Here is a 13,625-nt window from a genome sequence, read left to right on the forward strand (position 1 = left end):
CACGATTTGAAAAATCGGTCAAGTTTGGCCACCTAGCCATATTGTCAGCTAAACAGAAGGGCTTAAAATCGTCCATCGAACACCTACATGTCGAGCATGCATGAGGATTCGAAAGAGGCAGGACTACGTGACTACAGGTTTGACTGCCACGAGCTACGTGGTGCGAATGCAGAACGGCAGCAACGGCAATGAGGCCGGTCGCGGCACGGCCGTCATCACGCGCACAAAAACCAAGACCAAGAAGCCCAGTCTGTATCGGGTCCTCATTCTTAACGACGACTACACACCCATGGAATTCGTGGTCCATGTGCTGGAGCGCTTTTTCCAGAAGGACCGCGAAGCCGCCACACGCATAATGCTTCATGTTCACAATCATGGGGTGGGCGAGTGCGGGGTCTATACATTCGAGGTGGCCGAGACCAAAGTGGCTCAGGTCATGGATTTCGCCCGACAGAATCAGCATCCGCTGCAATGCGTGATGGAGAAGAAGTGAGGTAACATGCCGGCTTTCTCCCAAGGCCTGGAAAAGGCGCTTCACCAAGCGCTGACGCTCGCCAATGAGCGGCACCATGAATATGCAACCCTTGAACATTTGCTGCTCGCCCTGATCGACGACACCGAGGCGGCGGCCGTCATGCGTGCCTGCAACGTCGATCTCGACGAGTTGAAGCATACGGTCCTCACCTATATCGACACCGAGCTCGACAACCTCGTCACCGGCTACGATGAAGATTCCAAGCCGACTGCCGGTTTCCAGCGCGTCATCCAGCGCGCGGTGATCCATGTGCAGTCGTCAGGTCGCGAGGAGGTGTCCGGCGCCAACGTGCTCGTCGCCATCTTCGCTGAGCGCGAGAGCCACGCCGCTTACTTCCTGCAGGAACAGCAGATGACCCGCTACGACGCGGTCAACTATATCTCGCATGGCATCGCCAAGCGCCCCGGCGCTTCCGAGACGCGGACGCCGCGCGGCGCCGACGACGAGCAAGGCGGCCAGAGCGGGGCCGAGCCGCAAGAGGAAGGCGGCAAGAAGAAGCAGCAGCAGGACGCGCTGACTGCCTATTGCGTCAACCTGAACAACAAGGCCAAGGCCGGCAAGATCGATCCATTGATCGGTCGCGAGAGCGAGATCAACCGGACCATCCAGGTGCTGTGCCGCCGCTCCAAGAACAACCCGCTCTATGTCGGTGATCCCGGCGTCGGCAAGACGGCAATCGCCGAAGGCCTCGCCAAGCGTATCGTCGAGGGCGACGTTCCCGAAGTGCTGCACAATGCCACCATCTTCGCGCTCGACATGGGCACGCTACTGGCCGGCACCCGCTATCGCGGCGATTTCGAGGAGCGGCTGAAGCAGGTCGTCAAGGAGCTCGAGGATTATCCCGGCGCCGTGCTGTTCATTGATGAGATCCACACCGTGATCGGGGCAGGGGCCACCTCTGGCGGCGCCATGGATGCGTCGAACCTGTTGAAGCCGGCGCTGTCGTCCGGCGCGATCCGCTGCATCGGCTCGACCACCTACAAGGAGTTCCGTCAGTTCTTCGAGAAGGACCGCGCGCTGGTGCGGCGCTTCCAGAAGATCGACGTCAACGAGCCGACCGTCGAGGACGCCATCGAGATCATGAAGGGCCTCAAGCCCTATTTCGAGGAGTTCCACAAGGTTCGCTACACGAGCGAGGCGATCAAGGCTTCGGTCGAGCTCTCGGCGCGTTACATCAACGACCGCAAGCTGCCGGACAAGGCGATCGACGTGATCGACGAGACCGGCGCCTCGCAGATGCTGGTGCCGGAAGCCAAGCGCAAGAAGACCATCGGCATCAAGGAGATCGAAGCGACGATCGCCACGATGGCGCGTATCCCGCCGAAGACGGTTTCCGCCGACGACGAGAAGGTGCTGCAAGGTCTCGACATCGAGTTGAAGCGCGTCGTCTACGGCCAGGACACCGCGATCACCGCGCTGACTTCGGCCATCAAGCTGGCGCGGGCCGGCCTGCGGGAACCGGAAAAGCCGATCGGCTCGTACCTGTTCTCGGGTCCGACCGGTGTCGGCAAGACGGAAGTGGCCAAGCAGCTCGCCGCCTCGCTCGGCGTGGAGCTGATCCGCTTCGACATGTCGGAATATATGGAACGCCACACCGTTTCACGGCTGATCGGCGCGCCTCCCGGCTATGTCGGCTTCGACCAGGGCGGCCTTCTGACCGACGGCGTCGACCAGCATCCGCATTGCGTGCTGTTGCTGGACGAAGTGGAGAAGGCGCATCCGGATCTGTTCAACATCCTGTTGCAGGTCATGGATCACGGCAAGCTGACCGACCACAACGGCAAGCAGATCGACTTCCGCAATGTCATCCTGATCATGACCACCAATGCGGGCGCGTCCGACGCGCAGCGCGCGGCCATCGGTTTCGGTTCGACCAAGCGCGAAGGCGACGATGTCGAGGCGATCAACCGGCTGTTCACGCCGGAGTTCCGCAACCGTCTCGATGCGATCATTCCGTTCGGCTCGCTGCCGGTGCCGGTCATCCATCAGGTGGTGCAGAAGTTCGTCATGCAGCTGGAAGCACAGCTTTCCGAGCGCGGCGTGACATTCGACCTGTCGCAGGAGGCGATCGCATGGCTGGCCGACAAGGGCTATGACGAGCGCATGGGCGCCCGGCCGCTTGGCCGTGTCATCCAGGAGCACATCAAGAAGCCGCTGGCCGACGAGGTGCTGTTCGGCAAGCTCAAGAAGGGCGGCACAGTACGTGTCACTGTCGAGAAGAAGGAAACCGGCGAGACCGGCCTGAAGCTCGAATCGCTCGCCGACGAGGCGCCGGTGAAGCCGAAGAAGGAAGAGCCGGACGACGCGCCGAAGGCCAAGAAGGCGGTGGCGAAAAAGCCCGCCGCGAAAAAGGCGGTGGCGCAGAAGCCGGAGCCGAAAGGCAAGGATGGTGGCAAGCGCAGCCTTGTGCCGCAACTGCCGCGTAAGAACTGACGAATCCGCAAGTCAAAAAAAGCCCCGGAAACGGGGCTTTTTTTGTGACACCTTCCGATTAAGCACCCGGCGCCCGCCGGAGCGGTTTGCGCCGGTTCAGCTTGCCAGCGCCATCCGTATCTTGCCGGCGTTCTCGGCCAGGACTTCAGGCTTTTCCATCTGTCCGCTGTGCGGTTTCAGGGGAATGCCCTCGAAGCGCGGAATGACATGGACGTGAAGGTGAAAGACAGTCTGCCCCGAAGCTGGTTCGTTGAACTGCATAACCGTGACGCCATCGGCATCGAAGGCCTTCTTTACGGCCCGCGCAATTTTCTGGACGTGAGCGAAGAGCGGGCCAAGCGCCGCCGGATCCGCGTCAAGCAGGTTGCGCGACGGCGCTTTCGGCACCACTAGCGTGTGACCCTGCCCTTGCGGCATCACATCCATGAAGACGATGACCGCGTCATCTTCGTAGACGCGGTGCGAAGGGATTTCTCCGCGCAGGATTTTGGCGAAGATGTTGCTGCTGTCATAGGTTGCTTCGGCCATGGCGCGCGCTCCGGTTCTTGGCTCGCTGTCTCGTGTAGCGAAGCTGTTCCGGGCGGGCAAGACGATCGGTCGACATCGGCCGTGCCGGCCCGCTCGGCTGAGCGATTGGGCTCGCTACCCTACTCCGCCATGTCCTTGCGGAACGGGGTGTGCTCTTCCAGATATTCGCTCATCCGCTCGACTTCGCGCCGCTCGCGCTGGAGGTAGTCGGCCACTGCATTGCGCAGACCTGGATGGGCGATGTAGTGCGCCGAATGCATCGTCACGGGCCGGTAGCCGCGCGCCAGCTTGTGCTCGCCCTGCGCACCGGCTTCAACCACCTTCAGCTTGCGCGAGATGGCGAAATCGATTGCCTGATGGTAGCAGACCTCGAAATGCAGGAATGGGTGGTCCTCGATGCAGCCCCAATTGCGGCCGTAGAGCGCGTCTGAGCCGATGAAGTTGATGGCACCTGCAATGTAGCGCCCGTTGCGTTTGGCCATGACCAGCAGGATGTCGTCGGCCATGCGCTCGCCGATCAGCGAGAAGAAATCGCGGTTGAGGTAGGGCCGGCCCCATTTCCTGCTGCCGGTATCCATGTAGAACGCGAAAAAGTCGTCCCAGGCCTTTTCGGTCAGATCCTTGCCGGTCAGCCAGTCGATCGAGATGCCGTCGGCGAGGGCCTCGCGCCGCTCTTTCTTCATTGCCTTGCGCTTGCGCGAGGCTAACGTTGCGAGAAAATCGTCGTAGCTCGAGAAGCCTTCGTTGAAGAAGTGAAACTGCTGGTCGGTGCGATGCAGGAAGCCGGCCGCCGCCAATATCTGGACGTCGTCCTCCGGCGCGAAAGTAACATGCGCGGAAGACACGCCGAGCTTATCCGTCACCGCCTTCAGGCCGGCCGCAAGACCGGCCTTGACGGTGGGGCTGTCCTCGCCCCTGCCGACCAGCAGGCGAGGGCCGGTGACGGGTGTGAACGGCACCGCGCATTGCAGCTTCGGATAGTAGCGCCCGCCGGCGCGTTCGAACGCGTCCGACCAGCCATGGTCGAAGACATATTCGCCCTGGCTGTGCGACTTCAGATAGCAGGGGACCGCTCCGAGCAACTTGCCTCGCGCGGTTTCCAGCCTGAGGTGATGGCCTTGCCAGCCGGTGCGCCGAACAGCGCAGCCGGAATCTTCCAGCGCGCTCAAAAAAGCCAATGAAACAAGCGGGTTGTAGCCGTATTCTGCATCGCCGCGTGTAGTGCCGCCGAGGCTGTCCCATTCAGCGCTGGTAAAGGCGCCGATGCCCGCGGCGATGCGGATCGACAGCTCCGCATTCGCCGTTTGTCTTTCGCAGTCGTCCCCTTGATCCATGAGGCTTACTTAAGCTCGCTGCGGACCCATACAAGCCCGCTCAGGCAAGCCGTACCAGATCGGGCTCGAATCCTTCGAACGTCATCTGGTCGGCATATTTGAAGGTCAGGTCGACGGCAGGCTGGTCGTGCACGGTCCAGGTGATCACCGGCATACCGAGTCTCTCTCGCACGAAGGAGACGAACCGGTTCGGCAGGTCGCCGGCAGCGTAGGAGGTGAAGGCGATGTCATGCGCCAGCATGGCGAAATGCGCCTCGATCAGGTGGTTGTCGTTGCCGTAGGCGGTCAACCCGCCGGGTATGCCGGGTGCATATTTCGGGAACTCGCGGATCAGCCAATGGTCGAACGACATGATCGCGGTCTTGCCCTTGTAATGCTTGAGCATCTTGCCGACGCTTTCGACCAGGCCTTCGTCGTGCCCGGCAGCACCTTTCAGCTCGACAACCATCGGCACACGGCCGTCGACCAGATCAAGCGCCTGCTGCAGCGTCGGCAAATGGTCGGCGGTGCCGCCGACCTTCAGCGCCGTGATCTCTGCAGCCGTACGCTGCCAGACGAAGCCGTCCTCGCCGGTCAGCCGCCGCAGATCGCCATCGTGGATGATGACGGGGACGCCGTCGGATGATAGGTGCACATCGCATTCGATCGCGTAGCCGCGCTCGGCCGCCGCAGCGAAGGCGGAAAGGGTGTTCTCCCAGCGCGTCTTGTTCATGTCGTGGAGGCCGCGATGGGCGACGGGCCGGGCGGTCAGCCAGGAAAGATCGGTCATGGTTGCAGTCCCGGTCATTCGACTTCGAAGATCGCTTCGATTTCCACTGCGGCATTAAGCGGCAGGGAGGCGGTGCCGACGGCGGAGCGAGCGTGCTTGCCGCGATCGCCGAGCACGGCGGCGAGAAAATCCGAGGCGCCGTTGGCAACCAGATGCTGTTCGACAAAATCCGGTGCCGAGGCGACGAAGACGGTGATCTTCACCAAGCGACGGATTTTCTCGAGATCGCCAAGTGCCGCCTGAGCCTGGGCCAATATGTTGATCGCACAGTATTTTGCGGCTTCCTTGCCGGTCGCGGTGTCGACATCGCGGCCAAGCAGTCCGCTCGCCTGGAGCTTGCCGTCCTTGAGCGGCAACTGCCCGGCGGTGAACAGCAGATTGCCGGTCCGGCAATAGGGCACGTAATTGGCGGCGGGCGCGGCGGCGGCCGGCAGCGTCACGCCGAGATCGCTTAGCCGCTTTTCGATTGTTTCGCTCATGCTATTTCCCTATTGCTTGAAGGTGCCGCGCAGGCCGGGCCGAAATTGCTATTTTTGCCTCGCTTCCGCCACGACTTTTTTTAAGCTGGACCATCTTTCCATGCGGCCTGCCATTAGCCGCGATGATCGGAGCACCCCATGCGCGCAACGCGCCTCGCATTCAACGCCGTTCTCTTGACAGCGGCTTCCTGGGCGGCTCCCGCTTTTGCGGTGCCTGCGCTGCAGGCGCATCGTGCTGTTTACGACATTTCACTCGACAAGGCTTCAGACCGTTCCGGTATTACCGGCATCACCGGCCGCATGGTCTACGAGTTCAACGGCTCGCCTTGCGAGGGCTATACAGTAAAGTTCCGTTTGGTGACCCAGATCGTAACCAGCGACAACACCAGGCTGACCGACCAGCAGATGACCACCTTCGAGGATGCCGAGGGCAAGACCTTCTCCTTCGTGAACAAATCCTTTGTCGACCAGAACCTCGACAAGGAGGTCAAGGGTACCGCAACGAAGGAAGCCAACGGTCTCAAGGTCGATATCGACAAGCCCGAGAAGAACAGCCTGGAACTCGCGCCGACCCAGTTCCCGACCCAGCAAATGGTCGAAATGATCGGCAAGGCGGAAAAGGGCGAGCGTTTCTACGAAACCAACCTGTTCGACGGCTCTGAGGATGCCAACAAGGTGGTGACCACCACCGTCGTCGTCGGCAAGCAAGCCGATGCCGACAATGCCGATCCGGAAGCGCCGGCGCTGGCCAAGCTCGCCACCGACAAATACTGGCCGGTCGACATCGCCTATTTCGATGATGCCGACAAAGGCGGCGAGGAGGTGCCGGAATACCGGATCAGCTTCAAGCTGCACAAGAACGGCATCACGCGCGATCTCGTCATGGACTATGGCGAGTTCTCAATGACCGGCAAATTGGTCAATCTGTCGCTGTTCGATCAGCCAAAGACCTGCCCGTCTAAATAAGCTCGAGTGAACGGCAAGCCGCCGGCCGCTATCCGGGACGGTAGCGCTTAATCTTGCGGGGCAAGTCGCATCGACTTGAGCATGCCGCAATTGCCTATCAACGTCTTATGACAGTATGGGCCGCGGGGGAGCAGGTTGAGCAGGATCGACGTTTTTGTGGCGCCGCGGCCCAATGCGACGCTGATCAACGCTATGACATTCGTCAACCGGATTGTCATGCTGCACGGCGTTCCGGGGTTTCGCGACCTGTTGCCATTCAACCGTCTGGCCGGTTTGCGCGGCGTCGCCAATGTCCGCCACATCGATTTTCCGGAGAATGACCGGCAAAGGCTGAAGGCTTGTTGCGGCGCGGGCAAGGCGACGTTCATCACGCCCAACCATCCCGAATTCTTTACCGACTGGATGATCGACAAGGAGGTCGTCTCGCGGGTAAGCCCGCTGGCGGCATCCTGGGCCACGCACGGCGTCGTCAACGGGCTTGGCCGGCTGATGCAGAAATTCTGGTTGGCCAACAATCTGATCGCGCAAATCCCGGGCAACAGCGCGGCCGCCAAGGAACATTCGGTGGCCTGGGCGCTGAAGGGGCACGGCGTGCTCCTGCATCCCGAAGGCGGTGTCGGCTGGCATGCCAACATCATTGCCCCGCTGCTGCCGGGCGCGGTCGAAATGGGGTTCGAGGCGCTGAAGCGCGGCCGCCTGACGGATCCGGACTTCAAGGTTTGGATCGCGCCCGTGATCTGGAAGCTTGCTTTCACGGGGAATGTCGAGGCAGCGCTGGCAAAGGAATGCGCCTATGTCGAGCACAGCCTGAAGATCGAACGCCGTGCCGCCAATTCGCTGCCGGAGCGCATCCATCATATCTATGCGACCTTGCTGTCGCGCGATGAGGCTGCATATGGCCTGCGGTCCGATGAGCGGGCTTCGTACGACGCACGTCAAAAGGACCTGCTGACCGAACTCGGCCGTCGCCTTGCCGAACTTGTCTCGGTCGACGCCGGCACGCTCGACACTGCCGAGCTTTTGCGCCGGTCGCGGCGCTGGCTGGGGGAGAACATGGACGGCACCGAAATCCAGAAGCAGGTCCGAACGCTGGCAGATACAATCCAGCGCCTGCAGCGTGTCGGGCCGTGGGCTTCAGCCAATCCGCGCATCACGCAGGAGGAGATCGCCGAACATTTGAAGCGGATCCGCAACGACTATTGCAAGGGTACGCTGCGCGATACGATCAACCGTTTCGTGCCGCAGCCGGCAGGCCCACGCCGCGCCTATGTCCGGGTACCGGAGCCGCTAGGCTTGCACGCCTATCAAGGCTCCGTCGAGGAGGCACTCGCCGAACTGCACGACCGGATGCAGGAGACCGTCACCAGGACGATGACGCAACTCGAGGCCGGCGGCGGCTTCATTTTCTATGCCAATCCCTTCTATCATCGTTAGCGGCGTGTTGGTCGGCGCAAGATGAAGGAGTGCGGCAAATCTCATGGCGGTCTATGTCGATGCGGCGATCTGGAAATGGATCGGCCACCGCTGGTGCCATCTGCTGGCAGACGACACCGACGAGCTGCATCGCTTTGCCGGGCAGCTCGGCATCAAGCGCGCGTCCTACCAAGGACCGCCGAAGACATCGGCACCGCATTATGACATAACCGGGTTCGAGCGCGACCGCGCAGTGCGGTTAGGCGCCATCGAATGCAGCCGCGAGGAGATCGTCGCCGTTTTCCGGCGTGTGCGGGTGCCGAAGGGGAAGATGCGGCGATGACACCGGTGCGCTGATCGCCGCACGCTGAACCACAAGACGCCACAACGCTTGCGTTTGTCGCGCTTCCCCTCTATATGCGCGCTCATTCCACACACGGACTTTGGTGTCTGCCCGGGAGAAATCCGGCTGAAACCTCCGGTGGCGTTCGAGGACAAAGTCCAAAAATGCCTGTGTCCGTGGAGGCTAACCGGAAAGGAAATAAGAATGGCTCTGCCTGATTTCAGCATGCGCCAGCTATTGGAAGCTGGCATTCACTTCGGCCACCAGACCCACCGCTGGAACCCGAAAATGGCGCCCTATATCTACGGCGCCCGCAACAACATACACATCATCGACCTCTCGCAGACGGTGCCTTTGCTGCACCAGGCGCTGAAGCAGGTTTCCGACACTGTTGCCAAGGGCGGCCGCGTGCTGTTCGTCGGCACCAAGCGCCAGGCCTCCGACATCGTCGCCGATGCCGCGCAGCGCTCGGCCCAGTACTATGTCAACTCGCGCTGGCTCGGCGGCATGCTGACCAACTGGAAGACGATCTCGAATTCCATCCAGCGCCTGCGCAAGCTCGACGAAATGCTGGCCGGCGAGGCTCAGGGCCTGACCAAGAAGGAGCGCCTCAACCTCGACCGCGAGCGTGAGAAGCTCGACAAGGCGCTGGGCGGCATCAAGGATATGGGTTCGACGCCCGATTTGATGTTCGTGATCGACACCAACAAGGAAGCGATCGCCATTCTCGAGGCCAAGCGTCTCGGCATCCCGGTCGTTGCCATCATCGATTCCAACTGCGACCCGGACAAGATCGACTTCCCGATCCCCGGCAATGACGACGCGGCCCGCGCCATCCAGCTGTATTGCGATTTGATCGCCAAGGCAGCTATCGACGGCATCGCCCGTCAGCAGGGCGCGCTCGGTGTCGATATCGGCGCATCGGTCGAGGCTCCGGTCGAACCGGCGCTCGATCAGACCCCGGCCGCCGAGAGCCCGGCAGCCCAGACCCCGGAAGCATAGTAGCGAAGGCCGGCTGCGGCCTTCATCTTTCCAATATGTTGGCGCGGTAAGCGCTACCGGCACCAGGCGCATCATCGAAAATCGATGGTCCGTCAGTGCATTTAGACAAAGAGGCGACAATGAGCATTTCGGCTGCACAGGTCAAAGAACTCCGCGACTTGACCGGCGCGGGCATGATGGATTGCAAGGCGGCGTTGAACGAGACCAACGGCAATATGGAAGAAGCCATCGACTGGCTGCGCAAGAAGGGCATTTCCAAGGCCGACAAGAAGGCTGGCCGTACCGCTGCCGAAGGCCTGATCGGCGTAGATTCCGGCGTCCGCGAGGCAGCGATTGTCGAGGTCAATTCCGAGACGGACTTCGTTGCCCGCAATGCTGCGTTCCAGGAGATGGTCGCCAATGTCGCGAAGGTCGCGCTTGCCTATGGCGGCAAGACCGAGGCCGTTGCCGCCGCTCCCTATCCGGGCTCGGGCAAGTCGGTCGCCGAGACCATCAAGGACGCTGTCGGCACCATCGGCGAGAATCTGGGCTTCCGCCGCTCGGCCAAGCTCACCGTCGAGCACGGCGCTGTCGCAACCTACGTTCACAATGCAGTCGCCGACGGCCTTGGCAAGCTCGGCGTGCTAGTGGCCATCGAGACGACAGGCAACGCGCATGCCGCCAACGCCTTCGCCCGTCAGGTTGCCATGCATGTCGCTGCCACCAATCCGATGGCCCTGACCACCGAAGAGCTCGATCCGGCCGCAGTGGAACGCGAGAAGGCGATCTTCGCCGACCAGGCGCGCCAGTCCGGCAAGCCGGAAGCGATCATCGAGAAGATGGTCGAAGGCCGTTTGCGCAAGTTCTATGAAGAGGTCGTGCTGCTCAAGCAGGCTTTCGTGCTCAATCCCGACATTACCGTCGAGAAGGCGCTGAAGGATGCCGAAAGCGAAATCGGGGCGCCAGCCAAAATCGCTGCCTATCTGCGCTTCGCGCTCGGTGAGGGCATCGAGAAGGAAGAGACCGATTTCGCGGCGGAAGTCGCGGCAGCGGTCAAGAAGTAACTATTCGTTTGAAAGGCTTTTTCGGCCGGGTATCCGCGAGGATGCCCGGCCGATTTCTTGCGCGGTGTCGATGAAGGCGCGGAGCTTCGGGGCCATCGCGGCGCGGCGCGGGAAATAGAGGAACAGTCCCGGTTCCTCGATCGATGCCTCGCCAAGGACTTCGACCAGCCGGCCTGCCTCGATGTCGGGCTTGACAAGCGGCTCGAACAGATAGGCGAGGCCGATGCCGGCAAGCGCCATTTCCCTTGCCGACAGCGGATCGCTGACGACCACGCTGCCGCGTGTCTCGACGCTGATATCCTTGCCCTGATCGGACAGATCCCAGCGATAGAGCGCACGTGATCGCAACAGCCGATAGCCGATGCAGTTGTGCGCGGCGAGATCGGCCAACGCCCATGGCCGCCCGCGCCGGCCGACATAGGCCGGCGAGGCAACGATGATGCTGCGGAAAGGCCCTGTCAGTCGCACCGTCACCATATCCTCGGCGATCATCTCGCCCAGCCGGATGCCGGCGTCGAAACCCTCGCCGACGATATCGCTCAGACGTTCGTCGGTGACGATCTCCACCGTCACGTCAGGGTAACGTTCCGCCATCGCCGTCAGGATGGGCATCAGCGCCAGAGGCAGCGCCAAACGCGGCGCGTTGATCCTGAGCAGTCCGCTTGCCCGGCCTTTGACAGAGCGGATACGTTCGATCCGGTCGGCAATGTCTTCCAGCGCCGGCTCCGCCGCAGCGACAAGCGCGGTGCCAGCCTCGGTCAGCGAGACGCTGCGCGTGGTGCGGGCAAACAACGGCTGGCCGATTCGCTCCTCTACCAGCCGAACCGCATGGCTGACCGCTGACGGGCTCATGCCGAGCTCGGCGGCTGCCGGCGCGAAGCCGCCACGCCGCGCGACGGCAACGATTACAGGTAGGTGGCTAAGCAGATCGCGGTCCATTCATGCATGATATCGCATAGTCCATTCGGATAATGCAATCTTATCGGCGGAGAAAGGAGGGCGCATCTTTGGCTGCATCACACGGCAATCGCCGAGCAGCCAAGGAGACGTCTAATGACCGACCTCGATTCCGAACGAACCCGTAATCTCGAGACCGTGCGTAAATTCTTTGATCTGATGCACCGCAAGGACATTGAGGCATGGGGCGACCTTTGGGCTGAAGATGGCCGTATACTTGTCTTCTACCCGCCGGCAGGATTTGGAAACAGCATCGATGGTAAAGCCGCGATCCTGGCGGCCTTCCGAGGCCTCTTCGGTAATTTCGAATCCTTCGATTCGCAGCTGACAGCCATCTATCCGGCAGCGGATTCGGACGCGATCGTCGTTGAGTACAAGAACCGCGCGGTGCTGATCGGCGGCACTGAATACACCAACAGCAATATCGCGATTTTCCACTTCAAGAGCGGTCTGATCAGCACCTACCACGATTATTTCGATCCGCGCCGCTTCCAGGTGGTGGTCGATGCGCTGGCCAAGGCCTGACTGCGTATCCCAGGCAAGACCTCAATCCCGCTTTTCAAACTTCAGGAGAAATCCATGACCATGTCCTACTACACGCTCGGCAACAGCGGGCTGCGTGTCACCCGCCTGGCGCTCGGCACCATGACGTTCGGCACGGAATGGGGCTGGGGCGCGGAGAAGGAAACCGCGCGCGCCTTGGTTGATGCCTATGTCGAAGCCGGTGGCAATTTCTTCGATACCGCCGATCTCTATACCGGTGGCACGGCCGAAACCTGGCTCGGCGAATTCATCGCCGAGCGTGGGCTGCGCGACAAGGCGGTGATCAGTACCAAATTCACCTACAACGCCGAACCGGGCAACCCGAACGCCGGGGGCAACGGCCGCAAGAACATCCTGCGGGCGATAGACGGTTCGCTGAAGCGGCTCGGCACCGACTACATCGACCTCTACATCCTCCATACCTGGGACAGGCTGACGCCGCCGGAGGAGGTGATGCGGACGCTGGACGATCTGGTGCGCGCCGGAAAGATCCGGCATGTCGGTATGTCCGACGTGCCGGCCTGGTACGCAAGCCGGGCGCAGGCCGTCGCCGAGCATCGCGGCTATGAACCGGTTTCGGCGCTTCAGCTCGAATATTCGCTGGCCGAGCGCAACATCGAGCACGAGTTCGTGCCGTTCGGCACGCGCTATGGCGCCGGAATCATGGTCTGGAGTCCATTGGCCAGCGGCCTGCTCAGCGGAAAATACCGTTTCGATACAATCGTCGAGGATGGTGGCCGGCTGGAGACAATGCGTGGTTCGACCAATCCCGGTTTCCAGAAATTCACCGATCGCAACTGGCAAATCGTCGCCGAACTGGAGAGGGTTGCCGGCCAGCTCGGCCGCAGCATGGCCCAGATCGCCTTGAACTGGAGGGCAAACAGGCCAGGCATTGCATCCGTCATCGTCGGCGCCACCAGGCTTGACCAGCTCAAGGACAATCTCGGCGCGCTTGATTTCGACATTCCCGAAGATCTTCGGGCACGGCTCGATGCGGTGAGCCGGCCGGTCACGCCCTTTCCGTATTCGTTCTTCGGCCCTGAAATACAAGGCGGCCTGACCGGTGGGCAGGCGGTTGGCGGTAAGCCGGCAAGCTATCTGCCGGATCTGCTCATGCGAGGCACTTTTGCCGGCGTGAGCTGACGGCTATCCCGGTCCACGATCTCAACTTTCCGGCTCGGGGGGCCCGGGAGAACAAGCCGGCGCGGCTGGATAGGGAACCCCCAGGGGTATGTAGTTTTTAAAAAAAACAGCCCACCGGACAGCACTACAAATATGTT

14 protein-coding genes are annotated in these 13,625 nt (G+C 61.6%); 9 read left to right on the forward strand and 5 right to left on the reverse strand.

Going from position 1 to position 13,625, the window contains the following annotated elements:
- Window positions 1-166 precede the first annotated feature (166 nt).
- Together clpS and clpA are read left to right on the forward strand one after the other, a co-directional pair.
- On the forward strand, window positions 167-493 hold the full coding sequence (gene clpS, locus NKI70_RS20660) for an ATP-dependent Clp protease adapter ClpS (RefSeq protein WP_023674921.1): 327 nt from the start codon (window positions 167-169) through the stop codon (window positions 491-493).
- 6 nt (window positions 494-499) lie between these two features.
- Window positions 500-2,968 carry an ATP-dependent Clp protease ATP-binding subunit ClpA gene (gene clpA, locus NKI70_RS20665; protein ID WP_352593445.1) on the forward strand — a complete coding sequence of 823 codons (2,469 nt, stop codon included), beginning with the start codon at window positions 500-502 and terminating at the stop codon, window positions 2,966-2,968.
- Between the two features lie 96 nt (window positions 2,969-3,064).
- Here the strand turns inward: clpA and NKI70_RS20670 are convergent, their stop codons facing one another.
- From NKI70_RS20670 to NKI70_RS20685, 4 genes are all read right to left on the reverse strand, one after another.
- Entirely contained in the window at window positions 3,065-3,496 is a 432-nt protein-coding gene (locus tag NKI70_RS20670; RefSeq protein WP_352593442.1) for an HIT family protein, read from the reverse strand.
- Window positions 3,497-3,615: 119 nt separating this feature from the next.
- Window positions 3,616-4,830, reverse strand: coding sequence for a GNAT family N-acetyltransferase (locus tag NKI70_RS20675; protein ID WP_352636757.1), 1,215 nt, complete (start codon window positions 4,828-4,830; stop codon window positions 3,616-3,618).
- 40 nt (window positions 4,831-4,870) lie between these two features.
- The gene (locus tag NKI70_RS20680; RefSeq protein ID WP_023674925.1) at window positions 4,871-5,599 is read right to left on the reverse strand and encodes a glycerophosphodiester phosphodiesterase; all 729 of its coding nucleotides are present in this window, start codon (window positions 5,597-5,599) and stop codon (window positions 4,871-4,873) included.
- A gap of 14 nt (window positions 5,600-5,613) precedes the next feature.
- Complete coding sequence (locus NKI70_RS20685) at window positions 5,614-6,078, reverse strand: RidA family protein (RefSeq protein ID WP_352593436.1); 465 nt, start codon at window positions 6,076-6,078, stop codon at window positions 5,614-5,616.
- A gap of 138 nt (window positions 6,079-6,216) precedes the next feature.
- Between NKI70_RS20685 and NKI70_RS20690 the strand changes: the two genes are divergently transcribed.
- From NKI70_RS20690 to tsf, 5 genes are all read left to right on the forward strand, one after another.
- A complete protein-coding gene (locus tag NKI70_RS20690; protein ID WP_023674927.1) occupies window positions 6,217-7,044 on the forward strand; it encodes a cell envelope integrity EipB family protein in 828 nt (275 codons plus the stop codon).
- A gap of 135 nt (window positions 7,045-7,179) precedes the next feature.
- Window positions 7,180-8,478, forward strand: a complete 1,299-nt coding sequence (locus NKI70_RS20695) for a lysophospholipid acyltransferase family protein (protein ID WP_352593433.1) — start codon at window positions 7,180-7,182, stop codon at window positions 8,476-8,478.
- A gap of 43 nt (window positions 8,479-8,521) precedes the next feature.
- Window positions 8,522-8,800 (forward strand): DUF4031 domain-containing protein, encoded by a 279-nt coding sequence (locus NKI70_RS20700; protein WP_352455747.1) that lies wholly within the window; start codon window positions 8,522-8,524, stop codon window positions 8,798-8,800.
- Between the two features lie 204 nt (window positions 8,801-9,004).
- Window positions 9,005-9,802, forward strand: coding sequence for a 30S ribosomal protein S2 (gene rpsB / locus NKI70_RS20705; protein ID WP_031211288.1), 798 nt, complete (start codon window positions 9,005-9,007; stop codon window positions 9,800-9,802).
- 119 nt (window positions 9,803-9,921) lie between these two features.
- Window positions 9,922-10,845, forward strand: coding sequence for a translation elongation factor Ts (tsf, locus tag NKI70_RS20710; RefSeq protein WP_352697680.1), 924 nt, complete (start codon window positions 9,922-9,924; stop codon window positions 10,843-10,845).
- Here tsf and NKI70_RS20715 read toward each other — a convergent pair whose 3' ends face one another.
- Window positions 10,846-11,784 carry a LysR family transcriptional regulator gene (locus NKI70_RS20715; protein WP_023674931.1) on the reverse strand — a complete coding sequence of 313 codons (939 nt, stop codon included), beginning with the start codon at window positions 11,782-11,784 and terminating at the stop codon, window positions 10,846-10,848. It lies immediately after the preceding gene.
- A 114-nt stretch (window positions 11,785-11,898) separates the two neighbouring features.
- Between NKI70_RS20715 and NKI70_RS20720 the strand changes: the two genes are divergently transcribed.
- Window positions 11,899-12,327 (forward strand): nuclear transport factor 2 family protein, encoded by a 429-nt coding sequence (locus NKI70_RS20720; RefSeq protein WP_023674932.1) that lies wholly within the window; start codon window positions 11,899-11,901, stop codon window positions 12,325-12,327.
- 54 nt (window positions 12,328-12,381) lie between these two features.
- A complete protein-coding gene (locus NKI70_RS20725; protein WP_352724862.1) occupies window positions 12,382-13,488 on the forward strand; it encodes an aldo/keto reductase in 1,107 nt (368 codons plus the stop codon).
- Window positions 13,489-13,625: the final 137 nt, after the last annotated feature.

Origin of the sequence: Mesorhizobium sp. M0500 (genome assembly GCF_040321165.1) — a bacterium.
In the GTDB taxonomy this organism is placed as follows: domain Bacteria; phylum Pseudomonadota; class Alphaproteobacteria; order Rhizobiales; family Rhizobiaceae; genus Mesorhizobium.